Raw genomic sequence first — 23,897 nt, forward strand, 5'->3', positions numbered from 1 at the left:
CGGAAATGTCATAGCTTGACCATGTGAGCAACCGACCCCTTGCCTCCGCTGGTCGTGCCGTGCCCCTCCTCCGCGCCGGACTCATCGCCGGCATCGTGGTCGCCGCCGCGGCCTATCCGCTGGCCGCCGTCACCGGCATCGGGGCCAAGGCCACCGCACACGCAGTGGAGCAGAAGACGAACATCCTCAAGACCGCGCTACCCGCCGAGACCTCGTACCTGTACGCGCCGGACGGCAAGACCGTGCTGACGATGTTCTACGAGGAGTACCGGCAGTACACCAAGATCGACGAGATGTCGCCGAACATCCAGCAGGCGATCGTCGCCGCCGAGGACAACCGCTTCTACCAGCACCACGGCGTCGACCCGAAGGGCGTGGCCCGCGCCTTCGTGTCCAACGCCCGGTCCGGCGGCGTCTCCCAGGGCGCCTCGACGATCACGATGCAGTACGTCCGGATGGCCCTGCGGGACAGCGCGAAGACGCCGAAGGAGGTCCAGGAGGCCACCCAGCAGACCAGCCTGCGCAAGGTCAAGGAGATGCGCATGGCGCTGGACATCGAGAAGCACGTCAGCAAGGAGCAGATCCTCGAGCGCTATCTCAACTCGGCCTACTTCGGCCACCGGGCGTACGGGATCTACGCGGCCTCGCAGATCTTCTTCTCCAAGACCCCGGCCACCCTCACCCCGGTCGAGGCGGCCACCCTCGCCGGCCTGGTCAAGTCCCCCTCGGAGTACGACCCGATCACCTCCGACCAGAAGGACGCCACCGCCCGGCGCAACTACGTGCTCGACAACATGAGCCGCCTCGGCTATCTCTCGCCCGACGCGGCGGCGGCGGCGAAGGCCGAGCCGATCAAGCTGCGGCTCACCGACCCGCCGAACGACTGCGCCTCGATCAACAACCAGTACCGCACCTGGGGCTTCGCCTGCGACTACCTGAAGAACTGGTGGAGCGCACAGCCCGCGTTCGGGGAGAACCGGCTCGAACGGATGGACAAGCTGCGCCGGGGCGGTTATCGCATCGTGCTCGCCCTCGACCCGAAGATCCAGGCGGCGGCGGAGAAGAACGTGGGCGCGAAGGACGGCACGGGCAGCCCGTTCGCCAACGGCATCGTGGTCGCCGAGCCGGGCACCGGTCGGATCAAGGCGATGGCGGTGAACCGGAACTATTCGCTCGACCTGAGCGAGAACCCGAACAGTTCCAACCCGGAGGCCGGCCCGAACATCAAGGCGAACTATCCGAACACGGTCGCGCCGCTGCTCGGCGGGGGCACCCTCCCCGGGTACCAGGCCGGATCGACGTTCAAGATGTTCACGATGCTCGCCGCCCTCAACTCCGGGACGAAGCTCTCCGACACCATCAACTCGCCGTACCGCTACCAGTCCAAGGTCTACGACGGGTGGGCGCCCTCGAACGCCAGCGGCGCGATGACCGGCGTGCAGACCATGTGGTCCGGCTTCGGCAAGTCGGTGAACACCTTCTTCGTACAGCTGGAGGAGCAGGTCGGCGCGGAGAAGGGAGTGCGCCTGGCCGAGCAGCTCGGGCTGCGCTGGCGTACCGATGTGGACCGCGAGCACGCCGCGCCGGACAAGGCGAACAAGTGGGGAGCGTTCACCCTGGGCGTCTCCGACGCCACCCCGCTGGAGGTGGCGAACGCGTACGCCGCGGTCGCGGCCGACGGTCGGTACTGCGAGGCGATCCCGGTCAACTCGATCATGAACCGGGACGGCACGCCGGCCACGTACCGCACGCCGGGCGGGGTCCAGCGGGAGGTCGCCAAGCCGCGCTGCCGGCAGGTGGTGAGCGCCGACGCGGCCCGGGCGGCCACCGACGCGGCCCGCTGCCCGACCGGCGACACCCCGGCCAAGGGGGGCTGCGGCGGCTGGTCGACCGCGGACAGCGTGCGGGGCACGGTCGGCCGCCCGGTCGCCGGCAAGACGGGTACCACCGACAGCACCCGGTCCGCCTGGTTCGCCGGCTACACCCCGGAACTGGCCGCGGCGAGCTTCATCGCCGACCCGGACAACCCGTTCAACGCGGTGGGTGACGGGTTGTCCCAGGTGCCGGTCAACGCGGTGGCGATGACCCTGCGCGACGCCCTGAAGGGCCAACCCACCCGCCAGTTCACCCCACCGTCCGACCAGATAGTCGGCTGACCCTCCCCGAGCCGCCCGGGGGTGCGCCCGGGCCAGTTGATCAAGAGGTTTGCGCGCGGAGTCCCTCGATTCCCGACGCAAACCTCTTGATCAACTTCCGCCCGGGGGCGGGGCGGGGTCAGCGGAGGTCGGCGCTCACGAAGGACCAGAGTTCCAGGTCCACGCGGGCGCCGTGGACGAAACCGGCGTTGCGGAGCAGGCCCTCGTAGCTGAAGCCGGCCTTCTCCGCCACCCGGCGGGAGGCGACGTTGCCGGGGGCGACCCGCAGCTCGACGCGCTGGAAGCCGTGCTCCAGGATCAGCGCGATGGCGACCGCGTCCACCGCCTCGGCGGCCAGCCCGTAGCCGCGGGCGTGCGGGGCGATGGCGTAGGACACCTCGGTCAGCCGGGCGCCCCAGTCGGTGCGGCGGGTCCAGAGGCAGCCGATCACCCGCCGGTCCTCGCGGCGGATCACCGCCCAGTGGTCGCCGTCGCCGCTGTCGCGGCGCTGCCGGGCCAGCTCGGTGCACCAGGCGCGCCCGTCGATCTGCCCCGACGCGTCGGCCAGCGGCAGCCAGCGCTGGGTCTGCCGGTCCGCGAACACCTCGTCGACCGCCTCGGCGTCCGCCGCGACGAGCTGGCGCACCTCAGTGCGCGGAGTGGAGACGGTCAGCGCCGGGAACCGGCGCACCGCCACCTGCCCGATCACGCCGGAGCCTCCGCGGGGGCCAGGGCCGCCGCGACCAGCCGGGCCGCCAGCTCCGGGTACGCGGCCCAGTGCGGCACGAGCTGCGAGGCGTGCACGCCCCGCCACACGAAGCCCTCCGGAGCGCCGCCCTCCCAGCGCCAGGCCGCCCGCTCGCCCGCCCGCGGGGTGAGCACCGCGGCGTGCTGCTTGTGCCCCACCACCGTGGTGCCGGCCGGGGCCACCACGCTGTCGACGGCCGCGGTCGCCTCCCGGTAGCCGACCACCACGCCGTCCCGGCTGGCGCCGACCGCGTCGAGCACCCCGCACATGGGCAGGCCGTCGAGCTCCCGGGCCAGCCAGAGCAGGCCGGCCCCCTCGGCGATCACGGGACGGCCGGTGCGGGCCAGCTCGGCCACCGCGATGCAGAGCCGGCGGTTGGCGGAAAGCTGCTCCGCGTACGTCTCCGGGAGCCCGCCGCCGACGACCAGCGCGCGGGTGCCGGCGGGCAGCGACTCGTCGCGCAGCGGGTCGACGGTGACCACCTCGGCGCCGGCAGCGCGCAGCAGCTCGGCGGTCTCCGGGTGGCTGTAGCTGCCGCCCGGGCCGCCGGCCAGCGCGACCACCGGCCGCTCCCCAGCGGGCGGACCCGCCGGCTCCGGCGACCACGGCGCGGCGGCCAGCTCCGGGGCGGACCGGGCCAGCGCCAGCAGCCGGTCGAGGTCGACCGTGGCGGCGGCCGCCTCGCCGAGCCGGCGGACCGCCCGCTGGGCCTCGGCGTCGCGCTGGACCACCGGCACCAGGCCGTGCCGGCGGGCGGGCAGCACCGGGGGCAGCTCGTGCCGGCGCAGCGCGCCGTAGACCGGCACCCCCACGTCGTCGAGCGCCTCGCGCAGCATCGCCTCGTGCCGGGGCGAGGCCACCCGGTTGAGGATCACGCCGCCCAGCCAGAGCTGCTCGTCGTAGGCCCGGAAGCCGTGCACCAGGGCGGCCACCGACTGGCCCATCGCGGCCACGTCGACCACCAGCACCACCGGGCTGCGCAGCGCGGTCGCGACGGCCGCCGTGGACTCGGTCTCCGGCCGGCCGGCGATCGAGTCGTAGAGCCCCATGGTGCCCTGGACCAGCGCGAAACTCGCGTCGGCGGCGCCGTGCGCGAACAGCGGGGCGATCCGCTCCGGGCCGACCAGCCGCGGGTCGAGGTTGCGCCCCGGCCGCCCGGCGGCCAACCCCAGGTAGGCCGCGTCGACCTGGTCCGGCCCGATCTTGAACCCGGCCACGTCCAGCCCGCGGTCGGCGAGGGCCGCGAGCAGGCCGAGCGAGAGGGCACCGGTGCCGTGCCCCGAGGAGGGCGCGCTCAGCACGACGCGCGGCACGACGGTCATCATCGACTCCTGCTCTGGGGTGGTTTCCGCCCGCGTGACCATACCCGCCCCGACCGACGCGCGGCGGCCGGCGACCGGCCCGTTCCGGCCCGGTGCGGGCCAGTGGCGCCGCTCATACGGGTAGCCTTGGCCAACGTGTACCGGTTCCTGCTGACCCCGCGCTGGCTCGGCTATCTCGCGCTGACCCTGGTCGCGGCCGCGGTGATGGTGTTCCTGGGCAACTGGCAGCTGGACCGCTACCGGGGCCGGACGGCGATCAACGAGCGGATCGACGCCGGCGCCACCATGGCACCCGCGCCGCTGCGCGACGCCCTGCCGGCCCCGACCGGCGGCCCGGGCACCACCGGCCCGGCCCCGGCCGACCGGCTCACCTGGACCAGGGTCACCACCACCGGCCGGTACGACAGCGCCAACGTCGTCCTGGTCCGCGGCCGCACCGTCGACAACAAGGTCGGCTTCGAGGTGCTCACCCCGCTGGTCCTCGCCGACGGCAGCGCCGTGCTGGTCGACCGCGGCTGGGTGCCGCCCGTCCCCGGCGGAAACGCCACCACCCAGCCAGAGGTGCCGGCCGCGCCGGCCGGCGAGGTGACGGTCACCGGCCGGCTGGTGTCCAGCGAGAGCGGCGGCGGCGCGGTCGACCGGCGCGACGGCAAGCTGGAGACCCGGCGGATCAGCATCCCCCGCCTGGCGAAGCAGCTTCCCTACCCGGTCTCCGGCGGCTACGTGCTGCTCGACCAGCAGACGCCCGCCGCCGACCCGGCGTTCCAGGCGGTGCCGATCGGGCACACCAACAACTGGCAGAACTTCGGCTACGTGGTGCAGTGGTGGCTCTTCGCCGCCATGAGCCTGGTCGGCTACGGCTGGGTCGCCCGCCGCGAGGCGCGCCGGCTGGCCGGCCTGGACGGGCCGCGCGAGCCGGTGGACCGGGCGGCCGAACCGGCCTCCGCCTGAGCCGGTCGAGGCGTCCGGACCGGACCTTCGGCGGGCACACCGGGCGACGGGGACGCTGTAGGGTCCGCCCATGATCGTGAACCGTGGGGGGTCGCGGTGACCCCTGATCCCACGATGCCGCTGCCCGCCGAGCCCCCGACCCCGGCGACGTACGACCCGTGGGCCGCCATGCCGCCGGCCGTCGCGCCGCCTACCGAGCGGTTCCCGGCGCTGGCCGCGCCACCGGCGGATCCCCCGGTCACCACCGCGCAGTTCCCGGCGCCGGCCCCGACCCCGGCGCCACCGGCGGCCCCGCAGTTCGCCGCTCCGCCGGCCACCGCCCCGTTCTCCGCGCCGCCCGCGACCGCGCAGTTCCCGGCGCCACCCGCGCAGTTCTCCGCGCCGCCCGCGCAGTTCCCCGCGCCGGCCGCACAGTTCTCCGCGCCGCCCGCGCAGTTCTCCGCGCCGCCCGCGCAGTTCTCCGCGCCGCCCGCTCTGCCGGCGGGTCCGCTGCCGCCGGCGCAGTCGGTGGTGGCCGTGCAGATCGGCGAGATCATGGTGACGCCGCCGGTGATCCGCACCCCGGCCGGCGTCCTGCCGCTCGCCGGCGCCTCCTGGCACGTGATGGACCACTGGCAGAAGGAGGAGAAGGTGGCCACCTGGGCGGTGGTCGCCGCGGTCCTGGGCTTCTTCTGCCTGACCGTGTTCAGCCTCCTCTTCCTGCTGATCAAGGAGACGCGGCACCACGGCACCGTGCAGGTGACGGTGACCAACGGCGGCTACCAGTACGTGGCCCGGATCCCGGTGGCCGACCAGTTCCAGGTGCAGCAGATCAACAACCAGGTCAACTACGCCCGGTCGCTGTCGGTCGCCTGAACCGCGCGCCGGAGGTGCCCGCGCCGCCTCCGGCCCGCCGGGTCAGCCGGTGACCCGGCCGGCGTGGATGGCCCGGACCGCGTCGATGGTGTCCGCCTCGGCGGCGGTCTTGTCGTCCCGGTAGCGGATCACCCGGGCGAAGCGGAGCGCCATCCCGCCCGGGTAGCGGCTGCTCGTCTGCACCCCGTCGAAGGCGATCTCGACCACCTGCTCCGGCCGGACCCGGACCACCCAGTCACCCTTCTCCACGGCCAGCCCGAGGAAGCGCTCGGTCTGCCAGCGCAGCAGCTCGTCGGTGAGCCCCTTGAACGTCTTGCCGAGCATGACGAACTCGCCCGTGCGGGGGTCCCGGGCGCCCAGGTGCAGGTTGGAGAGCCAGCCCTGCCGCCGGCCGCTGCCCCACTCGACGGCGAGCACCACGAGGTCGAGGGTGTGCCGCGGCTTCACCTTGACCCAGGCCGCGCCGCGCCGGCCGGCGTCGTAGGGCGCGGCGGGATCCTTGACCACCACCCCCTCCTGGCCGGCGTCGACCGCCGCCGCGAACGCCGCGGCGGCCTGCTCGGGGTCGTCCACCTCGACCCGGCCGACCAGCAGCATCGGGTCGACCACGCGGGCCAGCGCGGCCCACCGCTCCCGGCCGGGCAGGTCGATCAGGTCGACGCCGTCGAGGTGCAGCAGGTCGAAGAAGTACGGAGTCAGCACCGTCTCGCCGGTGCGCTCGGCCGCGGCGAGCACGGCGGGCGCCACCGGGGTCCCGCCGGTGGTGCTCGGGGTGATCCGCCGGGCGGCCCGGCTGGAGGTCTCCTGGAAGGGCAGCGGCCGGCCCTCGGCGTCCAGCCCGATCGCCTCGCCGTCGAGCACCAGCTCGCGGGCGGGCAGCGCGCGGACGGCGGCCACGACCCCGGGCAGCCGGCCGGTGATGTCGTCGAGGCTGCGGGTGAAGACCGCGATGTCCCGGCCGGACCGGTGCACCTGGATGCGGATGCCGTCGAGCTTGACGTCGACCACCGCCGGGATGCCGGTGGCGGTGAGCGCCTCGTCGACCGAGGGCGCGCTCTGCGCCAGCATGGGGGCGAGCGGGCGGCCCACCTGGAGCCCGAACCCGGCCAGTGCGGCCGCCCCGCCGGCCAGCGCCGCGACCGCCACCGCCCGCAGGTCACCGGCGAGCAGCAGGGCCCGCCGCACGGCGGCGACCGGCACGTCGGCGGCCCGGGCCACCGCCTCGGTGAGCAGGCCGGCCTGGGCGCCCTGGCGCAGCTCGCCGCGGAACAGGCCGACCAGCAGCCGCTGCTCGTCGGCGGTGGCCGCGGCGAAGAGCCGGCCGAGCAGCTCACGCCGCCGGGCCTGCGAGCCCGCGCCGCCGACGGCCGCGATCTCCTCGATCGCCGCGTCGACACCACCCACGGTCAGGCTCGGCTCGGCGGCCGGCGGGGGCAGGTCACGCAGGCTCGCCCAGCCCACCCCGGTCTGCCGTTGCCGCAGCTCGCCGGCCAGGTAGCCGGCGCCCGCCGGCACCTCGTCGGGATCGAGCGACCGCAGGGCGGCGGCCAGCAGCTCCACCTTGGCCCGTCGGCCGCTGGTGGCGCCCACCGCCGCCGACGTGGCCGCCAGCTCAAGGAAGCGCACGTCCCTCATCCTGCCAGCCACCCCCGACACCGGGGCGATTCCCGATCGCGGAGAGTCGGCGTCCCCCCAGGGCGTCAACTCTCCACGATCGGCGAAACGGCGGCCGGCTCAGGCCGAGACGGGCTCCTCGATGCGGAGGCCGCGGGCGCGCACCTCGTCGGCGACCCGGGTGAGCAGCGTGTCGAGCGCGACCAGCACGGCGGAGAGCTCACCGAGCTGGTCCTTGAGCGTGTCCTCGGGCCACGCGGAGACATCGACGTCCCCCAGAGCACTGACGGCGGCCTGGAGCCGCGACATCTCGTCGTTCGTACGCATGTTCGAGAGGCTATAACACCCCGTCGCCCGACACACCGCAAACTCCGACATCGGCCCCGAAGTTACGGTTTCGACACCCTCAGGGGCGGTTCGCGCCCACCTCGGCGACCTTCCCGAGCAGCAGCGCCTCGGCCACGCAGACCCGGGCGAACTCGCCCAGGTGCAGGCTCTCGTTCGGCCCGTGCGCGCGGGCGTGCGGGTCCTCCACACCGGTCACCAGGATCGCCGCGGAGGGGAACATCTCCTGGAAGGTGGCGATGAACGGGATCGACCCGCCCACGCCGATGTCCACCGGGTCGGTGCCGTCCCAGGCGCCCCGGAACGCCGCCCGCGCCGCCTCGAACATCGGCCCCGTGGCGTCGATGACACAGGGCGCGCCGTCGTGCTCGAACGTCACCGTCACCTGGGCGCCCCAGGGGGCGTGCTTCTCCAGGTGCGCGATGAGCGCCGCGTACGCCTTCTTCGGGTCGTCGCCCGGCGCCAGCCGCACGCTCAGCTTCGCCTTGGCGGCCGGGACCAGCGCGTTCGGCGCCTCCCCGGTGGCCGGGGCGTCCACGCCGAGGATCGCGAGGGCCGGCTTGGTCCAGAGCCGGTCGGTGATCCGGCCGGTGCCGAAGAGCTGCGCGCCGTAGACCAGCCCGGCCTCGGCGCGGAACCGGTCCTCGGGGTAGTCGACGCTGGCGCCCTCGCGGCCGACCAGACCGTCGACGGCCACGTTCCCGGCGTCGTCGTGCAGCGTGGCGAGCAGCTTCACCAGCGTGGTGAGCGCGTCGGGCACCGCGCCGCCGAACATCCCGCTGTGCACGGCGTGGTCGAGGGTGCGCACCTCCACGAAGCAGTTGACGATGCCGCGCAGCGAGGTGGTCAGCGCGGGCACGCCGACGTCCCAGTTGGTCGAGTCGGCGATGACGATGACGTCCGACGCCAGCTCGTCGCGGTGCGCGACGAGCAACTGCTCCAGCGAGTCCGAGCCGTACTCCTCCTCGCCCTCGATGAAGAGGACCACGCCGACCGGAAGCTGATCGCCGTACGCGCGCAGCGCGGCGATGTGCGCCATGATGCCGGCCTTGTCGTCGGCGGCGCCGCGGCCGTAGAGGCGGCCGTCCCGCTCCACCGGCTCGAACGGGTCGGACTCCCACAGCGACAGGTCGCCGACCGGCTGGACGTCGTGGTGGGCGTACAGGAGGACGGTGGGCGCGCCGGGCGGCGCCGGCTTCGTCCCGATCACCGCCGGCTGGCCGCCGGAGCGCACGATCTTCGTGTCGAGGCCGCAGCCGCGCAGCAGCTCCGCCACCGCCTCGGCGGAACGCTCGACGTGCGAGTGGTCGAAGCCCTCGAAGGCGATGCCCGGGATGCGGACGAGTCGCTCGAGGTCGGCACGGACGCCGGGCAGTTCCCGCTCGACGGCGGCCCGCACCTCGGACTCGGACATGATCGGTGTGGTCATGACCGGAATCGTATGCCGGCCTTACCTGGCCTCGCCGTCCGAGCCCGCCCACCCGGACCGGCGGACGTAGTAGCGGTCCGCGTCGTGCGGCAGGTCGGGGGCGCCGTCGACCACCAGGTCCACCGCGGCCCGGGTGCCGTCGGCGGCGAAGTGCGCCCGCTCCCCGGCGTGCCAGCGGCGCAGCTCGGGCAGCACCTCCGCACCGTCGCGGGCGAGCGCCCGGGACAGCCGCAGCCCGGCCGGCGCGGTGACGAGCACCGACAGGGTCAGCTCCGGCCGGATCGCCGCCCGGGCGGCGCTCACCCCCTCCACGATCAGCACCGGCCCGGCCGGCACCGGCACCGGCCGGTCCAGGAAGCGCCGGCGCACCCAGCTGTACCGGCGGTAGGCCCCCGGCCGTCCCGCGCGGACCGGTCCGAGCACCCACTCCTCCAGCCGGGACCAGAAGGTGAGCTGGTCGTTCCAGCCGTCGAGCAGGTCGTCGGTGCGGACCACCGGCGGCCGGGCGCCGCCGGGCAGCGCCGCGAGGGCGTCCGCGAGGCGCGTCGCGAAGACGCTCTTGCCCGCGCCGCTCGGCCCGTCGACCGCCACGAGCCGGGTACGCCCCAACCGCGCCGGCCCGGCCAGCACCCGCCGGGCCAACCCGGCGTACGCCTCGACCACCGCCACCGCCACCGTCACCCGGCCGACGTTAGCCGTCCCCCGTCCGCTGGATCCTGCGGCACCAGCAGGCCGTTCGCCGGGCGGGCCCGCCGTGCCGTGGGCATCATCGGGAGGTGCTCCATGACGTGATGAGTCCGGGCGTCGACGCCCTCCTCGAACAGGCTCGGGCCGGCCTCCGCCGGCTCACCCCGCACGACGCCGTCGAGGCGGTCCGTACCGGGGCGCTGCTGGTCGACACGCGCACCGAGGCGCAGCGCCGCGAGCAGGGTGAGCTGCCCGGGGCGATCGTCATCGACCGGACCGTGCTGGAGTGGCGGCTGGATCCGGCCAGCGCCTGGCGCATCCCGGAGTCGACCAGCTACGACCGGCAGATCGTGCTGGTGTGCCGGCAGGGCTACAGCTCCAGCCTGGCGGCCGCCGGCCTCCAGGCGCTCGGCCTGCGCCACGCCACGGACATGATCGGCGGCGTGCAGGGCTGGCGGGAGGCGGGCCTGCCAATGTCCGACCGCCCCGCCGACGTCCGCTACTGACCCCCCACCCGCCCGGCGCGCCGGCCCGTCGGGGCCACCGCCGCCCGACCTGCTCCACCTGCGACGTGCCCAGCCGCTCAGGCCGCCGGCACCCAGCCTGCTCCCACCGAGGACGCGCCCAGCCCGCTCAGGCCGCCGGCACCCAGCCTGCGCCCACCGGAGGGCGCGCCCGTCCCGGTCAGGCCTTCGGCGCGCCGGGTGGGATGAACGGCAGGCCCGCGGGCGGGCCGGACTCGATCAGCCGCCACAGCGCGTCGGTGTCGAGGTGCTCCTCGACCAGGTCGCCGAGCAGGTCCAGCGTCCGCTCCCGGGCGGCGGCGAACGAGGTGTCGGGGGCGACCTTGAACCCGGTCCGCCCGGCCAGCGCGGCGACCTCGCTGAGGAACCGGCGCCGGAAGGCATCGGACTCGAAGGCGCCGTGCCAGTGGGTGCCGTGCACCGCGCCCAGCCGGGCTCCCTCGCCGGTGCCGTCGGCGTAGCGGAGCAGCGGCGGCAGCCCGGGATCGGCGGCCGAGACCTGGCCATGGTGGATCTCGTAGCCGTGGACGGGGACGTCACCGGCGGCGGTGCCGGCGACGCGCCGGACCGTCTTGCGCGGGTCGAAGGTGATCTCGACGGGGAGCAGCCCCAGGCCGGGCACGCTGCCCTGCCGGCTCTCCACCGGGTCGTGGACGGCCCGGGACAGCATCTGGAACCCACCGCAGATGCTGAGCAGCGGCTTTCCGGCGGCGGCGTGCGCCAGGACGGCGTCGGCCAGGCCGCTCTCCCGCAGCCAGGCCAGGTCGGCCACGGTCGACTTGGAGCCGGGCAGCACCACCAGGTCGGCGGCGGCCAGCTCCGCCGGCTCGATGGTGAGCCGCACCCGGACGCCGGGTTCGGTGGCCAGCGCCTCGACGTCGGTGGCGTTGCTGATCCGGGGCAGCCGGACCACCGCCACGTCGAGCCATTCGGTGCCCCGGGGGGCCGCCGGCCGGCCGAGCACCCGCCCGTACGCGAGCGAGTCCTCCGCGTCCAGCCAGAGGTCGAGCGCCCAGGGCAGCACGCCGAGGGTCGGGCGGCCGGTGACCCGGTGCAGCATGTCCAGCCCCGGCCGGAGCAGCCCGAGGTCGCCCCGGAACTTGTTGATCACGAAGCCGGCCACGAGGGCCTGGTCGGCCGGGTCGAGCAGCGCGACCGTGCCGAACATCGAGGCGAACACCCCGCCCCGGTCGATGTCGCCGACCACGATGGCGGGCAGGCCGGCGTGCCGGGCCAGCCCCATGTTGACGTAGTCGCCGGCCCGCAGGTTGATCTCGGCCGGGCTGCCCGCGCCCTCGCAGATCACCACGTCGTACTCGGCACGCAGCTCGGCCAGCGCCGCGTACGCGGTACCGGCGAGCCGGGGACGCAGTTCCCGGTAGTTGCCGGCGGTGACCGTGTCGACCGCCTCGCCGAGCAGCACCACCTGGCTGGCGTGGTCGCTGCCCGGCTTGAGCAGCACCGGGTTGAAGCGCAGGTCCGGGGCGAGCCCGCAGGCGGCGGCCTGCATGGCCTGGGCGCGGCCGATCTCCCCGCCGCGCCCGTCTGGCCCGACCACGACGGCCGAGTTGTTGGACATGTTCTGCGCCTTGAACGGGGCCACCGACACGCCCCGGCGGCGCAGCCAGCGGCAGATGCCGGCGGTGAGCGCGCTCTTGCCGGCGTCGGAGGTGGTCCCGGCGACCAGCAGCCCGCCGCTCATCGCCCGCTCCCCCGTCGCGGCCGGGCGAGGGCGCGCAGGGCGGCGCGGCCGGTCGCGCCGGCGAGGCGACCGGCCGTCACCGGGTAGGCCGCAGCGAGGCCGAGCGCGGCCAGGCCGACCGCGCCGGAGATCCGGGCGGCCCGCTTCAGGTGCCGCGCCTCGGGCCGGGGCCCGTCCCCGAGGAACGGCCGGGTCTCCTCGCGTCCGAAGTAGACGTTGCGCCCACCCAGCCGGACGCCGAGCGCCCCGGCCATCGCCGCCTCGCACTGGCCCGCGTTCGGACTCGGGTGGTCGTTGCGGTCCCGTCGCCAGACCCGCCAGGCGGCGGCACGGTCCCCGTGCGCGGTCGGCGCCACGGCGACGGTGAGCAGCCCGGTCAGCCGGGCGGGGATCAGGTTGAGCAGATCGTCGAGGCGGGCGGCCGGCGTGCCGAAGCGCGCGTAGCGGGGTGAGCGGTGGCCCACCATGGCGTCGAGCGTGTTCGCCGCCCGGTAGCCGAGCAGGCCGGGCAGCCCGGCGACGGCGCCCCAGACCAGCGGGGCGACCACCGCGTCGGAGGTGTTCTCGGCGACCGACTCGACGGTGGCCCGGGCCAGTTCCGGCTCGTCGAGCGCCGACGGGTCGCGCCCGCAGAGGTGGTTGAGCCGGTCCCGGGCGGCCGGGAGGTCACCGGACTGCAACGCCCGGGCCATCAGCCGCGACTCGTGCCGCAGGGTGCGCCCGCCCAGCACCGTCCAGGTGCCGGCGGCCACCAGCGCGGCCCGGGCCACCGGGTGCCGCCGCGTGGCGAGGCCGGCCACCGCCCCGAGCAGCACCGGAGCCCCCACCGCGAGCGCGGTGAACGCCGCGCCGGCCGATCGCTCGGGTCGGTAGACGCGCCGCTCCAGGGCGCCGGCCGCCCGGCCGAAGCCGGCCACCGGGTGCCACCGCCGGGGATCGCCGAGCAGCGAGTCCAGGGCGTAGCCCGCCACCAGTCCCGCCGCGTTCGCCATGGCGGTCGCCTGCCGCACCCGCACCACCTCCGGCCGGCCAGCCTAGCCGTACGGCGGGGTGGCCACGCCGGCGTCGCCACCCCGCTCCCCCGTTGCACGATCCGGGGCTGCTCAGGCGGGCACGGGGGCCCGCCCGCGGCCCCGCCGGCCACGACCGGTCCCGGTGACGCCGGCAGCCGCCCCGGCGGGGTCCGGCTCGCCGGTGGCCGGCTCGGCGCCCGGCTTCCCGCGGACCGGCTCGGCGCCCAGCTCGTCGTCGGCCGGCTGGTCGTCCGGCTCGGCGGCCAGTTCGTCCGGCTCGGTCGCCGGGCCGTCGAGCCGCTCGTCGAACGGGTCGGCCAGCTCGTCGAGGTCGCCGGCCGTCGTGTCCAGCCCGGCGGAGAGCCCGACCCGCGGGGTGTCGTAACCGGGCGGCGGGAACTCGTCGTCGAACGGCCGGTCGTCGAGCGACGCGGGGGCCTGCCCGACCGGCACCGGCTCGGTGGCCTCGCCGTGCACCCGGCTCTCCGCCTCGGCGTCCTCGACGGTGCTGGTCGTCATGCTCGGCCGGTTGCGCAGGAACCGGGCCCGGCCCCGGGACAGGTCGTGCCCGACGGCGACCGCCTCCAGCTCGTAGAGGGTGCGGTGGTTGCCGGCGTCGTCGGTCCAGTCGCGGGTGTAGAGGCGGCCCGCCACCACCACCGGGTCGCCGACCGCCACCGAGGCGGCCACCCCCTCGGCCAGCTTCCGCCAGCAGTTCACCCGCACCCGCAGGCTGTTGCCGTCGACCCAGCGGCCGCTCTCCCGGTCGAGGCGGCGGGCGGTCGACGCAACCTTGAAGTTGGCCACCAGGGTGTTGCTCTGGGTGGTCCGGCGCCACTCCGGCGCGGTCAGCACGTTGCCGACGATCGTGACGTACGTATCGAACATCGCCCCTCCCAGGGAACTCGGCTTGTGTGGCGAGCCTCGGCCGGGCACCGGCCGCGGGGCGACCGTCGCCGGCCGGGCTGTGGACGACCGGGCCGGCTGTGGACAACCACCTGATCAAGGTCCCCGTCTGCTAGGACCAGTGGCCCTATGGCCCTGACCTGCGAAGGAACATGATCAGCAGGCCGGGTTCCGGACGCGCCCGGAATGGGTATGGACTTGATCAACCGAGAGAAAGGGAGCGACGATGCTTCTCCGAGACGCCTGCGAGGCCCGGCGATGAGCGCCGTGGCGAACCCCGCGACCGTGGCCGAGTGCCTGCGGGTCGGCGCCGGGTTCTCCCAGGGCGACCGCACCTGGATCGCGGAGCAGTTCGCGACCCTCGACGCCCGGCTCGCCGGGTTCCACGCCGACGCCACCGAGCTGGAGGTGACGGTCAAGGACCGGAACGCCCGGGGTCAGAAGGTCACCCTGGAGTGCTGGATCGCGGGCCGGCAGAAGATCGTCACCACCTCCGCCGAGGAGGACCTGCACGCCGCGCTCAACGACGTCCGGGACGACCTGCGCCGCCGGCTCAACGACGCGAAGACCCGCCAGGAGCCGCGCCACAACAAGCACCTGCGCGAGGTCGACCAGCCCGAGGGCGTCCCCGCGCAGGCCGCCGAGCGGGCCGACGCGGAAACCGCCTGAGGCCGTCCCCCGCCCCCGCCCGCACCCGGTGCCGGCGGGCGGGGGCGGGGGCTACCGCCGGGTAGCTTGGCGGCGTACCGTCGCGGTCGTGGAACCCGACGTGCTGGGACCGCCGTACGAGCGGCAGACCATCGACCTGGGCACCGACGACGAGGGACCGGTCGTCGCGACCCTGGTCCGCCGGCGGGCGGAGCGCCCGACCGGCCGGGCCGTGCTCTACGTGCACGGCTTCGTCGACTACTTCTTCCAGACCCACGTCGCCGACTTCTTCGCCGAGCGCGGTTGGGACTTCTACGCGCTCGACCTGCGCAAGTACGGCCGCAGCCTGCAACCGCACCAGACCCCGAACTTCTGCCGCGACCTGAGCGACTACTTCCCCGAGCTGGACGCCGCCGCGAAGATCATCCGCGAGGACGACGGGCACGACACCCTGCTCGCCATGGGCCACTCCACCGGCGGCCTGATCATCTCGCTCTGGGCGCACGCCCGCCGCGAGGCCGGCCTGGTCGACGGGATCGTCCTGAACAGCCCCTTCTTCGACATCAACGCGCCCTGGCTGGTCCGCCGACCCCTCGCGGCCGCCGTCTCTCGGCTGGGCCGCCGGGCGCCGCAGCGCATCCTCCCCTTCGGGCTGGGCACCGTGTACGGCGAGAGCCTGCACGCCGACCACCGCGGCGAGTGGCGCTACGACCTGGCCTGGAAGCCGCTCGCCGGGTTCCCGGTGCGGGCCGGCTGGATCAACGCGATCCGCGCCGGCCAGCGCCAGCTCCGGGCCGGCCTGGACATCCCCGTGCCGGTGCTGCTGGCGTGCTCCACCCGCAGCTACCGGGGCACGAAGTGGCACGACTCGGCCACCCTCGCCGACGCGGTGCTCGACGTGGAGCACATGGTGCGCTGGGCGCCCCGCCTCGGCCGGCACGTCACCCTGGCCCGCTTCGACGGCGGGCTGCACGATCTGACCCTGTCCGGCCCCGCCGTACGCGAGACGGTCTTCACGGAGGTCGGGCGATGGGCGGAGGGCTTCCTCGGGGCCGGGCCGACCGAGCCGGAGCCGGCCGCGCCGGCGCCGCGGCGGCCGGCCGACGAGCCGGCCGGCACGACCGCCGAGAGCTGAGCTGGGCCGGTCCGCGTTACTCGGCGGTCGCGGCCGCCAGGGCCGACCGGATCCGGTCGAACGTCGCGACCGGGTGACCACCGCCATCCGCCGGCAGCAGGAGGCCCAGGCAGCGCAGCGAGAGCTCCCCGTCGAGCGCCTCGACGCCGAACACGGGCGCGCCCACGTACCCGGACGGCAGCTCGGTGGTGACGCGCACCTCGCCGCCGGCCCGGGCCACCCGCTCGATCACCGCCTCCAACGGGCGCGACCCGTCGTCGCCGAGGCCGAGCGCCAGCACGAACGCCGAGCCGGGCTCCGCGCCGACCCGCGCGACCGCGTCGGCCGGTGCGGCGACCGCGTCGGTCACCTGCTGGGTACGCCAGCTCCAGCCCCCGTCCTCGGCGTGCCCGTGCAGCCCGCCCGTCGGCATGGCGGCCAGGCCGATCTCCGGCAGGTGCAGCCACCGGTCGGCGAAGTCGGGCAGCTCGATCGGCTCCGCCGCCGCCTCGGCCGGCTCGGTGAGGCTCGGCCGCAGGCCGATCTCCCCGTACGGTGTCCGGGTTGTCGCGGAGGCGGTGAGCAGCCACTCGTGCACCACCTCACCGTCGTCGGTCGCGCCCACCAGCTCGCTGTAGAAGAAGGCGGTGCCGAAGGTCGTGCCCCGCGCACCGGGCCCGTCCGACCCGCTCACGGGGAGGATGGCGCGGCCGAGGAGCTGGCACAGCTCGTACGCGATCTCGTTCTCGGTTTCCTGGTCGAGCAGCACGACGCCGAGGGTACAAACCGGCCGGGCGGCGGTGGCCCGTGACCCGGATATCCGGGATGCCCGCGGCGGCCGGGCCGTGGGACGCTGAGCAGGACGTGGCCGCGCCCACCCGTTCCCCCGGCGAGCCCGGGGTCGGCGGTACCCTCTTGGCGCGACACCGTCGACGCGCGCCCGTAGCTCAGCGGATAGAGCAGGGGACTTCTAATCCCAAGGCCGCAGGTTCGAATCCTGCCGGGCGCACCCTTCCCACCGCAGGTCAACGGCTTGGCGTTGCCGGCCAGGCCGATCACCACGGCTCCCGTGCGGCGAGGTCAGCCCAACAGGTGCTTCGCGGCCTCCTCCACGGGGGCCTACTCGATCTTCGGCAGAACGTAGGCGTAGGTGTTCATCGTCAGCCCGATCTGGCTGTGACCGAGCACCATCACGGTCCGGGGCGAGGCACCGGAGACCAGCAGGAACGCCGCGGGTCCCGGTCCATCGGCGTTCCTACGCTGGACGGAAGAACCAGGCCGGCTGCTGGGGCTCGTCGTTGTGCACGACGATGTCGGCGTGACGGGTCGGGCGGACCGTAGCGAAGTAGAGCCTCTGGGAGGGGATGTAACGCTCGCGCCAGCGCCTCTCGACGTCGGCTCGAGATGACACCCGGCGGTCTCGGACGGCGGCGCGATCCACGGTCTTCTCGAATGCTGTCGACACGAAGATGCGCAGGTCCCACCGATCAATCAGTTCCGGGCGCATGAGGAAGACGCCGTCGAAGACCAGCACGGCGTCGGCGGGGGCAGTCGTGACCGGCGGGGAGATCGCCGTGTCCGCGGTGCGGTCGTAGACCGCGTGTTGGAAGCGCCGGTCTCCGCCTGGGCCGAGCGGATCGAGCAGAACCCGGTTCAGCGCGTCGTAGTTGTGGGTGTCGAAATAGCAGCCTTCGGCTGAGTACTCGCCGCGCGGATAGCGCTGCGCCCGTGGGAAGAGGAAATCGTCGATCGTCGCGCGGATGACGTTGCGGCCCTGTGTGCGCAGGGCGACGGCCAGTTCGTCGGCGAGGGTGGTCTTGCCGGCGGCGGGCGGTCCGTCGATGGCAACCCGCGTCGGGTGTGCGACGGCGATGGACCCGACTGCCTCAGCCAGGCGGCCGAGCATCTCGTCGCGGGTGCCGTGGTCCATGTGCTGCTCCGTCATGGTCTCGCGAAGGTCGCCGTGTTTGAGGGCTGGGAGTGAACACCGCCGCTGAGTCCGTGGGATCGGGTCATGACCGCTATGGGATCGGGACGGGCGGTTCGATCTCATGATTCGCCGGTCAACGGATATGGGACGGCGCGGGCCAGAGAACCCGGTCGAGGAAGCCCTCGATCGCCGTGGCCATGTCACCCAGCACCGTCGCAGACCTGGCAAGTGGCCCCGGGACGCGGAGCCCGTGATCAGCGCCCTCTACCTCGAACACATGCGGTGACAGCTCGCGAGCAAGTTCCGGACGCCAGCTGCTGTCCGCCGTGCCGCCAATGAGCAGGCAGGGAGCGCAGGCCCGGCGCAGACCGTCAACCACCTCTGAACGGTGCAGCAACGGCGTGATCCAGATCGCCGGCAGCTCGTGGTCGGCGGCAAGACCTGTGGCGAGGGTGCCGAGGGAGTGGGCAATGATCAACGGCTCCGGTAGTCCACGAAGTGCCGTCGTTATCTGCTCAACTGCCCACGGTCCCCGTGCCTCCGGCTCTGGTGGAACATCGCCGCTCCATGACATGTGGTGCATCTGCGCGCCGCGCATTCGTGCGGCATCGACGGCGAACAACTGGTGGGGAACGTGCCAGCACCCACCGCTGCCCGGAATGACCAACACCGTGCGCTGCGTCGTCATGTCATCCTCTCCGCTGGCTGGAACCCGCCAGGGCCGCAGGTTCGAATCCTGCGGACGCACCGCCGTCACCGCAGGCCAGCGGCTTCGCGCTCCCGGTCGGGACGATCACCATAGTGCGGCAACGAACGTCTCCTGGCTCACCTCGAGGTAGGCGAGTTCGCGTCGGGTCCAGGCGAGCACTTCGGCAGAGCGTGCGCGGGGAACGGAGGCCGCCTGGTCATCGAGGATGTCCCGCCAGAACGCCTCATTGCGACGTAGGCGCTCGCGGATCGCGGCTGGTAGGCGGCCACGGTCCGCCGGGCTCAAGCCGTAGGCGTCCGCCAGGATCCGCACCTGGCGGGCCTGTTCTGTCGCGGGTCCCCGGTCGGGTCGCGACGATATGCACCAGGCCCACGCCATGTACCCCACGTCCTCCAACGGGAGGCCGGGCGCCGCGAAGTCGAAGTCAATGAACGCCACCGGCCGACCGTCGCGGAAGACCGTGTTGTTCGGACCGGGGTCGTGATGGCACACCACCTCACCCCCGAGACCGGACGCCAGCTCACGCGTGCCCTCATGCAGTCGTCGCAGCAGCGTCGCCGCCTGTCCGACCTGGTCGTCGGTGAAATGCCGCCATCGTGGAGGAACGTGGCCGGGCACGAACGACAGGATGTCACGGCCGTGTTGGTCCCACCCCAGATGCTGAGGGCAGCCGTCGAAGCCCGTCTTGGCGAGATGAACCAGCAGCCGCGCCACGAAACGCGACGCGGGCGAGGCCGGGCGACGGACCGTGTCTCCGACCCGGACCACACCGGCCGTCAAGCGGCCCCCGGCCAAGGGTCGTTCCACGCCATGCTCGCGGTCATGACCCATCTCGCGACCCTAACGGGCCGTGCAGACCGCATCACCGCAAAGTCCCGCCCGCTGTCGGCCGGCGGCGCTACGCCCAGGGTGGGGTGTATCGGCTCACGTAGTCGCGCGCGCGAGGGAGCGGGTCATGCCAGTACTGGTCCGGCATGCGGTGGTGCTGCTCCGCGCAGAATTCCGCGAGACTGTTCGTGATCCTGACGCGCTCCAGTGGGTGGCCTTCGAAGTCGGTGTTGACCGCCAACAGAAGCGGCTCGGGATTCCAGCCCGAGTGGTCGAACGCCCAGCCATCCCAGACCGCGTAGGTGTGGAAGACCTGCCACTCACCCGCGAGCCGCACCGCCGCAATCTCGATCGGCCGGTCGGGATAGGAATCTCGGCAGGCCCAGGCGAGGACGTGACACGCACCGGCAGCGAAGAACGCCTGGTCCGTGCGTTCCCAGGCGACGCGCTGATCGGACCGCTCGATTGCCGTCCGACGAAACGCCCCCGCTGCCCTGGCTCCCATGACCCGGACGTTAGTGCGCCTGCGCATTCTTGCCACGTCTCTCGATGAGGCGAGGTCGCGCGTCACCGAGGAGCACAGAGAAGGGCACGTCATATCCATTTGGAACGAGGAAGACGCATCGAGCGGGCGGTAGTACGTGTCAGCTCTGCGGCGACTGCCGCCGAGCGGACTCGTTCCACAGGCGCGCCTCAGCCAACAGCTGGGTCGTCGTCTCCTCCTTCGCGGCGCCGTAGCGGGCCCGGCTGTCGGGATGCAGCTCGGCGGCACGCCTCTTCGCCGCCTCGTACCGGCGGGCGGCGGCGGGGTTGGCCTCAAGGTAGGCGCGGAAGACCCGGTTCTCTTGCGGCACGAGCGACGCGACGCCGAAGACGTGGAGGTGCTGGCTCCGCTTCCCGGCGGTGTCCTTGGCGAAGAACAGGTGGTCGCTGTCCTCGGGGAAGACCATCGGACGATAGACGTACCCGAGCTGTTCGAGGGGCCGGAGGTTGGCGACGATCGCGTCGACCTCCGGCACCACCGCCATGATGTCGATGATGGGCTTGGCCGCCAGGCCGGGAACACTTGTGGAGCCGATGTGTTCGACGCTCAGCGCCTCGGGCAGGGCCTCCGACAACAGCCGCCGCTCGGCCTCGAACCGCTCCGGCCAGGCCAGGTCGTAGGGCACCACCTCGACCACGCGCGCGTCGTCCGTCACGTCGGTACCGTAACGGCCCGGGTCGGGCCGAGCCGACCCCTGTCGCTATGCGTGGGGCGCGCACATGCTCCGGGCATCGCGCTCCCAGTCGCTTCCCACCAGGGCGACGGGGTAGCCGATCTCCCTGACCTGCTTGTCCCCGCTCTCGACGGAGAACCGTATCGACAACGGCTCCGGCTGAAATGCGATCGCACACTCGAAGTTCAGCTCGACCAGGAGCTGACGGGCGCCGCCCGGGGGCAACATTGGCCCTTCTCCCGTGCTGCGCACCACGACGCCCGGCCTCTCCGCATGGACCTGACGTACCGTGACGGGCGCCGGGCCGGTGTTGATCAACGTCAGCTGCCCGGACAGTTCGACCGATCCCTGGGCGGACGAGCCTCCCAGGTTCGCCGATACCGGTAGGGCGACGAGAGCGACCACAGCGTTCCGCTCCCGCTCGGCGCGCGAGTCTCGCCACTCTCCGACGGCGAGGCCGCCCAGCACAGCGCCGACCACGAAGGCAGCGACGAGCCGCACGGTCAGGAGGCGGTCGGCGGTGGTGCTGCCCGACTGCGCCGGCTGGTGGTGCTGCTCGTCCAGGTCGATCACTGCATGCTCCGCGACATGCGCGTCAGCGTAGGGTTCGCCGCCGTCCGCGTGTGGTCCGCAGCCACCCGGCACCCGGTGCCGGAGGTGCACCCGCTACCCGGTCGGAATGCCGGCCTTCCTTTCGATTTCCCTGACGAAGTCCCGCTTCTCCCTCGTGTACCGGGCCGGATCGCCGGCGTGCCGGGCCGCGAGGCCCTGTTTGAGCGCGAGGTAGGCGGCGGCGTCCTCCGGGTGCGAGCGGAGGTGGTCGCGGAAGGCGATGAGACGACGCCAGTAGCGGCCGCCGTGCTCGGTGACGTGCAGGTGATGCGTCCGGAAGGTGGCGGGGTCTTGCGGACCCTTCCGGAAGACGCGGCGGCTCGGGTCGTCAGCCTCGGACTCGGGTGTGTAGACGTAGCCGATGCCTTCCAGGCGTGCGATGACCGCTGGAATATCGTCGAAGCTCGGCACGGCGGCAAGGATGTCGATCACGGGCTTCGCCGCCAGATCCGGAACCGCCGTGCTGCCCACGTGCTCGATCGCGATCAGTGAACCGCGCAGCGTGTGTCGCAACAGCTCCGCCTCTTCGGCATACCGCCCCGGCCAGGCCGGGTCATACGGACGTAGGCGAACGGGAGCCTGCCGGTACCAGGCCGCGCCGGCCGGGGGCGGGGTGGTCGCATCCATGCACCCCTTCATACCGGCACCGGGGATCCCGGTGCGGGCGTGGCGGGTCGGCGGGACACCAACCGCGCCACGTCCAACGTCGACCGACCCACATCCGCGCGCTCAGACGTTGCCGAAGGCCGGCGCGCCGGTGCCGTCGTACGTCAGCATGGTCACCCCGGTGCCGGAGGTGCGGGTGCCGGTCAGGCGCAGGCCCGCCGGGGGCACGCCGTCGGCGAAGAGTCGCTGCCCGCGTCCCAGCACCACCGGAAAAACCAGCAGCTGGTACGTGTCGATGAGCCCCTCCCGCATCAGCGACCGGGCGAGCGCGCCGCTGCCGTGCACCTGGAGCTCACCTCCGGGGCGGTTCTTGAGTTCGCTGACCGCGGCGGCCAGGTCGCCGTCGAGGCGGTGCGAACCCGACCAGGTCAGCTCGTCGTCGCGGGTGGTGGCGACGTACTTCGGCAGCCGGTTCAGGGGGTTGTCCGGTCCGCCCTCGGCCGGGTCGGTCACGTGCGGCCAGTAGGCGGCCATGATGTCGTAGGTGCGGCGGCCGAGCAGCAGGGCCTCGGCCCGCTCGAAGGTCTCGCCCATCCACCCGCCGACCGTCTCGTCGAAGTGCGGCGGCAGCCAGCCGCCCAGGTCGAACCCGCCGGTGCGGTCCTCCTCCTGCCCGCCCGGGGCCTGCATGACGCCGTCCAGGGTCAGGAACGTGGTGATGGTGAGTCGCATGACTGTCCCTCCTTCGTGGCCGGCCCGCGCCGGCCTCCACCCTGCCGACGGCCGAGGAACAACCGATTCGACACCCCGGCCGCGCCGAGGGTGTGACCTAAGCCACAGACGGGCCTCGACGACAGGTCGGCGCAGAACGCGTCGACGCCGACGGCGACCCTGTCGTACGCGGCCCGGGTTTCGGCCAGGTGGACGGGCTCGGTCACGCCCCGACCGTATCGGTGTCGATCCGCTCGTGCGCTGAGACGGGTCGGCGGCGGGAGTCGGGTCGACGTAGTCTCCGCTCATGGTGACCGAGACGGAGCTCCGCCTGGGCGACGGCCGCACGCTGCACGTCTACGACACCGGCGGGCCCGACCGGCTCCCCGTCTTCTGGCACCACGGCACGCCGAACATCGGCGCCCCGCCCGCGCCGCTGTTCGCGGCGGCCGACCGGCTCGGTCTCCGCTGGGTCTCCCACGACCGCCCCGGCTACGGCAGGTCGACGCCGCTTCCGGGGCGCGACATCGCCTCCGCGGCCGCCGACGTCGCGGCGGTGGCCGACGCGCTGGGTCTCGACCGGTTCGCGGTGATGGGCCACTCGGGCGGCGGCCCGCACGCCCTGGCCTGCGGCGCGCTCCTGCCCGACCGGGTGGTCGCGGTGGTGGTCGGCGCGTGCCTGGCTCCGTACGGCGCGGCCGGGCTGGACTGGTTCGCCGGCATGGTGCCCGCCGGGGTGGCGTCGCTGCGGGCGGCCGCCGCGGGGCGGGCGGCCAAGGAGGCGCATGAGGCTTCGGGCGTCGCGTACGACCCGGAGTTCACCCCGGCCGACCTGGCCGCGTTGCACGGCGAGTGGTCCTGGCTCGACAGTGTGGTGGGCCCGGCGGTGCGGGCCGGCCCGGGCGGGCTGATCGACGACGACCTCGCATACGTGCACCCGTGGGGCTTCGATCCCGCCGAGGTGACGCCGCCCGTGCTGCTGGTGCACGGGGAACGGGACGGGGTCGCGCCGGTGGCCCACGCCGAGTGGCTGGCCGGCCGGTGTCCCGACGCCGAGCTGCGCCGCTACCCGGAGGACGGGCACATCTCGGTGCTGCGCCACGCCGGGCCGGCGCTGGAGTGGCTGCGCGGGCGCGCCGACGAGGCGCCCCCGGTAGGTGGCGGTGGGTGAGGGTCCGGTCGGGTTCGACTTCCTGGACGCCACCAGCACCGGTTGGTAGGTCAGGTCAGCAGGGGTAGGAGCACCGGGCCAGCGGCCCGGACGGTAAAACCGGGTGACCGGCCGCCGAGG

At 73.8% G+C, this 23,897-nt stretch carries 24 protein-coding genes, 1 tRNA gene and 1 pseudogene; 8 read left to right on the plus strand and 18 right to left on the minus strand.

Annotated elements, in window-relative coordinates:
- The first annotated feature begins 23 nt into the window (after positions 1–23).
- Complete coding sequence (locus ACQP12_RS27135) at positions 24–2,156, plus strand: transglycosylase domain-containing protein (RefSeq protein ID WP_357941160.1); 2,133 nt, start codon at positions 24–26, stop codon at positions 2,154–2,156.
- Between the two features lie 118 nt (positions 2,157–2,274).
- On the opposite strand, the gene ACQP12_RS27140 is transcribed toward ACQP12_RS27135, so the two are convergent.
- Together ACQP12_RS27140 and ACQP12_RS27145 are read right to left on the minus strand one after the other, a co-directional pair.
- Complete coding sequence (locus ACQP12_RS27140) at positions 2,275–2,844, minus strand: GNAT family N-acetyltransferase (protein WP_433283021.1); 570 nt, start codon at positions 2,842–2,844, stop codon at positions 2,275–2,277.
- Positions 2,841–4,205 carry a cobyrinate a,c-diamide synthase gene (locus ACQP12_RS27145; RefSeq protein WP_433283023.1) on the minus strand — a complete coding sequence of 455 codons (1,365 nt, stop codon included), beginning with the start codon at positions 4,203–4,205 and terminating at the stop codon, positions 2,841–2,843. The genes ACQP12_RS27140 and ACQP12_RS27145 overlap by 4 nt, the downstream gene beginning before the upstream one ends.
- Before the next feature lie 135 nt (positions 4,206–4,340).
- Here ACQP12_RS27145 and ACQP12_RS27150 point away from each other — a divergent pair, with 135 nt between their 5' ends.
- Together ACQP12_RS27150 and ACQP12_RS27155 are read left to right on the plus strand one after the other, a co-directional pair.
- Entirely contained in the window at positions 4,341–5,156 is an 816-nt protein-coding gene (locus tag ACQP12_RS27150) for an SURF1 family cytochrome oxidase biogenesis protein (RefSeq protein ID WP_357941167.1), read from the plus strand.
- Positions 5,157–5,252: 96 nt separating this feature from the next.
- Positions 5,253–6,011: a hypothetical protein gene (locus ACQP12_RS27155; RefSeq protein ID WP_433283025.1), complete on the plus strand. Its 759-nt coding sequence runs from the start codon at positions 5,253–5,255 to the stop codon at positions 6,009–6,011.
- Between the two features lie 42 nt (positions 6,012–6,053).
- On the opposite strand, the gene ACQP12_RS27160 is transcribed toward ACQP12_RS27155, so the two are convergent.
- From ACQP12_RS27160 to ACQP12_RS27175, 4 genes and pseudogenes are all read right to left on the minus strand, one after another.
- Entirely contained in the window at positions 6,054–7,637 is a 1,584-nt protein-coding gene (locus ACQP12_RS27160; protein WP_433283027.1) for an ATP-dependent DNA ligase, read from the minus strand.
- Positions 7,638–7,745: 108 nt separating this feature from the next.
- Positions 7,746–7,952 (minus strand): hypothetical protein, encoded by a 207-nt coding sequence (locus tag ACQP12_RS27165; RefSeq protein ID WP_151464953.1) that lies wholly within the window; start codon positions 7,950–7,952, stop codon positions 7,746–7,748.
- Between the two features lie 79 nt (positions 7,953–8,031).
- On the minus strand, positions 8,032–9,384 hold the full coding sequence (locus ACQP12_RS27170) for a dipeptidase (RefSeq protein ID WP_433289477.1): 1,353 nt from the start codon (positions 9,382–9,384) through the stop codon (positions 8,032–8,034).
- Positions 9,374–10,074 (minus strand): annotated as a pseudogene (locus tag ACQP12_RS27175) (uridine kinase family protein); the annotation flags it as partial. The pseudogene ACQP12_RS27175 and the gene ACQP12_RS27170, both read right to left, overlap by 11 nt.
- Positions 10,075–10,190: 116 nt before the next feature.
- On the opposite strand from ACQP12_RS27175, the gene ACQP12_RS27180 reads away from it, so the two are divergent.
- A complete protein-coding gene (locus ACQP12_RS27180) occupies positions 10,191–10,592 on the plus strand; it encodes a rhodanese-like domain-containing protein (RefSeq protein WP_357941967.1) in 402 nt (133 codons plus the stop codon).
- A 178-nt stretch (positions 10,593–10,770) separates the two neighbouring features.
- Here the strand turns inward: ACQP12_RS27180 and ACQP12_RS27185 are convergent, their stop codons facing one another.
- From ACQP12_RS27185 to ssb, 3 genes are all read right to left on the minus strand, one after another.
- Complete coding sequence (locus ACQP12_RS27185; protein ID WP_433283029.1) at positions 10,771–12,312, minus strand: cobyric acid synthase; 1,542 nt, start codon at positions 12,310–12,312, stop codon at positions 10,771–10,773.
- On the minus strand, positions 12,309–13,322 hold the full coding sequence (locus ACQP12_RS27190; RefSeq protein WP_433283031.1) for a cobalamin biosynthesis protein: 1,014 nt from the start codon (positions 13,320–13,322) through the stop codon (positions 12,309–12,311). The genes ACQP12_RS27185 and ACQP12_RS27190 overlap by 4 nt, the downstream gene beginning before the upstream one ends.
- A 93-nt stretch (positions 13,323–13,415) precedes the next feature.
- A complete protein-coding gene (gene ssb, locus ACQP12_RS27195) occupies positions 13,416–14,213 on the minus strand; it encodes a single-stranded DNA-binding protein (RefSeq protein ID WP_433283033.1) in 798 nt (265 codons plus the stop codon).
- A gap of 276 nt (positions 14,214–14,489) precedes the next feature.
- Here ssb and ACQP12_RS27200 point away from each other — a divergent pair, with 276 nt between their 5' ends.
- The gene (locus ACQP12_RS27200) at positions 14,490–14,900 is read left to right on the plus strand and encodes an HPF/RaiA family ribosome-associated protein (protein ID WP_433283035.1); all 411 of its coding nucleotides are present in this window, start codon (positions 14,490–14,492) and stop codon (positions 14,898–14,900) included.
- 88 nt (positions 14,901–14,988) lie between these two features.
- The gene (locus ACQP12_RS27205; RefSeq protein WP_433283037.1) at positions 14,989–16,014 is read left to right on the plus strand and encodes an alpha/beta hydrolase; all 1,026 of its coding nucleotides are present in this window, start codon (positions 14,989–14,991) and stop codon (positions 16,012–16,014) included.
- Positions 16,015–16,030: 16 nt separating this feature from the next.
- Here ACQP12_RS27205 and ACQP12_RS27210 read toward each other — a convergent pair whose 3' ends face one another.
- Positions 16,031–16,762: a hypothetical protein gene (locus ACQP12_RS27210; RefSeq protein WP_433283040.1), complete on the minus strand. Its 732-nt coding sequence runs from the start codon at positions 16,760–16,762 to the stop codon at positions 16,031–16,033.
- Positions 16,763–16,929: 167 nt separating this feature from the next.
- On the opposite strand from ACQP12_RS27210, the gene ACQP12_RS27215 reads away from it, so the two are divergent.
- Positions 16,930–17,002 (plus strand) — tRNA-Arg (locus ACQP12_RS27215).
- Positions 17,003–17,248: 246 nt separating this feature from the next.
- On the opposite strand, the gene ACQP12_RS27220 is transcribed toward ACQP12_RS27215, so the two are convergent.
- The 8 genes from ACQP12_RS27220 to ACQP12_RS27255 all read right to left on the minus strand — a co-directional run bounded on the left by ACQP12_RS27220 (position 17,249) and on the right by ACQP12_RS27255 (position 22,627).
- Complete coding sequence (locus ACQP12_RS27220; protein ID WP_433283042.1) at positions 17,249–17,923, minus strand: cytidylate kinase family protein; 675 nt, start codon at positions 17,921–17,923, stop codon at positions 17,249–17,251.
- 133 nt (positions 17,924–18,056) lie between these two features.
- Positions 18,057–18,611, minus strand: a complete 555-nt coding sequence (locus ACQP12_RS27225; protein WP_433283044.1) for an alpha/beta hydrolase — start codon at positions 18,609–18,611, stop codon at positions 18,057–18,059.
- Positions 18,612–18,716: 105 nt separating this feature from the next.
- Positions 18,717–19,463: a phosphotransferase gene (locus tag ACQP12_RS27230; RefSeq protein ID WP_433283046.1), complete on the minus strand. Its 747-nt coding sequence runs from the start codon at positions 19,461–19,463 to the stop codon at positions 18,717–18,719.
- 67 nt (positions 19,464–19,530) lie between these two features.
- Complete coding sequence (locus ACQP12_RS27235; RefSeq protein ID WP_433283047.1) at positions 19,531–19,965, minus strand: hypothetical protein; 435 nt, start codon at positions 19,963–19,965, stop codon at positions 19,531–19,533.
- A gap of 139 nt (positions 19,966–20,104) precedes the next feature.
- Positions 20,105–20,659 (minus strand): GrpB family protein, encoded by a 555-nt coding sequence (locus ACQP12_RS27240; RefSeq protein ID WP_433283049.1) that lies wholly within the window; start codon positions 20,657–20,659, stop codon positions 20,105–20,107.
- Between the two features lie 45 nt (positions 20,660–20,704).
- A complete protein-coding gene (locus ACQP12_RS27245; protein WP_433283051.1) occupies positions 20,705–21,250 on the minus strand; it encodes a hypothetical protein in 546 nt (181 codons plus the stop codon).
- 93 nt (positions 21,251–21,343) lie between these two features.
- Positions 21,344–21,916 (minus strand): GrpB family protein, encoded by a 573-nt coding sequence (locus tag ACQP12_RS27250; RefSeq protein WP_433283052.1) that lies wholly within the window; start codon positions 21,914–21,916, stop codon positions 21,344–21,346.
- A 102-nt stretch (positions 21,917–22,018) separates the two neighbouring features.
- Positions 22,019–22,627: a dihydrofolate reductase family protein gene (locus ACQP12_RS27255; RefSeq protein WP_433283054.1), complete on the minus strand. Its 609-nt coding sequence runs from the start codon at positions 22,625–22,627 to the stop codon at positions 22,019–22,021.
- Between the two features lie 286 nt (positions 22,628–22,913).
- On the opposite strand from ACQP12_RS27255, the gene ACQP12_RS27260 reads away from it, so the two are divergent.
- Positions 22,914–23,777: an alpha/beta fold hydrolase gene (locus ACQP12_RS27260; protein ID WP_433283056.1), complete on the plus strand. Its 864-nt coding sequence runs from the start codon at positions 22,914–22,916 to the stop codon at positions 23,775–23,777.
- The last annotated feature ends 120 nt before the right edge of the window (positions 23,778–23,897 follow it).

It is taken from the genome of Micromonospora sp. CA-244673 (assembly GCF_050948395.1).
Classification (GTDB): Bacteria; Actinomycetota; Actinomycetes; order Mycobacteriales; family Micromonosporaceae; genus Micromonospora.

Bases quoted from the DNA above. Each gene is read 5' to 3' on its own strand.
- ACQP12_RS27220 (WP_433283042.1), bottom strand. From the start codon at position 17,923: ATGGACCACGGCACCCGCGACGAGATGCTCGGCCGCCTGGCTGAGGCA.
- ACQP12_RS27200 (WP_433283035.1), top strand. From the start codon at position 14,490: ATGAGCGCCGTGGCGAACCCCGCGACCGTGGCCGAGTGCCTGCGGGTC.
- ssb (WP_433283033.1), bottom strand. From the start codon at position 14,213: ATGTTCGATACGTACGTCACGATCGTCGGCAACGTGCTGACCGCGCCG.
- ACQP12_RS27250 (WP_433283052.1), bottom strand. From the start codon at position 21,916: ATGGATGCGACCACCCCGCCCCCGGCCGGCGCGGCCTGGTACCGGCAG.
- ACQP12_RS27170 (WP_433289477.1), bottom strand. From the start codon at position 9,384: ATGTCCGAGTCCGAGGTGCGGGCCGCCGTCGAGCGGGAACTGCCCGGC.
- ACQP12_RS27260 (WP_433283056.1), top strand. From the start codon at position 22,914: ATGGTGACCGAGACGGAGCTCCGCCTGGGCGACGGCCGCACGCTGCAC.
- ACQP12_RS27185 (WP_433283029.1), bottom strand. From the start codon at position 12,312: ATGAGCGGCGGGCTGCTGGTCGCCGGGACCACCTCCGACGCCGGCAAG.
- ACQP12_RS27180 (WP_357941967.1), top strand. From the start codon at position 10,191: ATGAGTCCGGGCGTCGACGCCCTCCTCGAACAGGCTCGGGCCGGCCTC.
- ACQP12_RS27255 (WP_433283054.1), bottom strand. From the start codon at position 22,627: ATGCGACTCACCATCACCACGTTCCTGACCCTGGACGGCGTCATGCAG.
- ACQP12_RS27165 (WP_151464953.1), bottom strand. From the start codon at position 7,952: ATGCGTACGAACGACGAGATGTCGCGGCTCCAGGCCGCCGTCAGTGCT.
- ACQP12_RS27235 (WP_433283047.1), bottom strand. From the start codon at position 19,965: ATGGGAGCCAGGGCAGCGGGGGCGTTTCGTCGGACGGCAATCGAGCGG.
- ACQP12_RS27225 (WP_433283044.1), bottom strand. From the start codon at position 18,611: ATGACGACGCAGCGCACGGTGTTGGTCATTCCGGGCAGCGGTGGGTGC.
- ACQP12_RS27145 (WP_433283023.1), bottom strand. From the start codon at position 4,205: ATGACCGTCGTGCCGCGCGTCGTGCTGAGCGCGCCCTCCTCGGGGCAC.
- ACQP12_RS27230 (WP_433283046.1), bottom strand. From the start codon at position 19,463: ATGGGTCATGACCGCGAGCATGGCGTGGAACGACCCTTGGCCGGGGGC.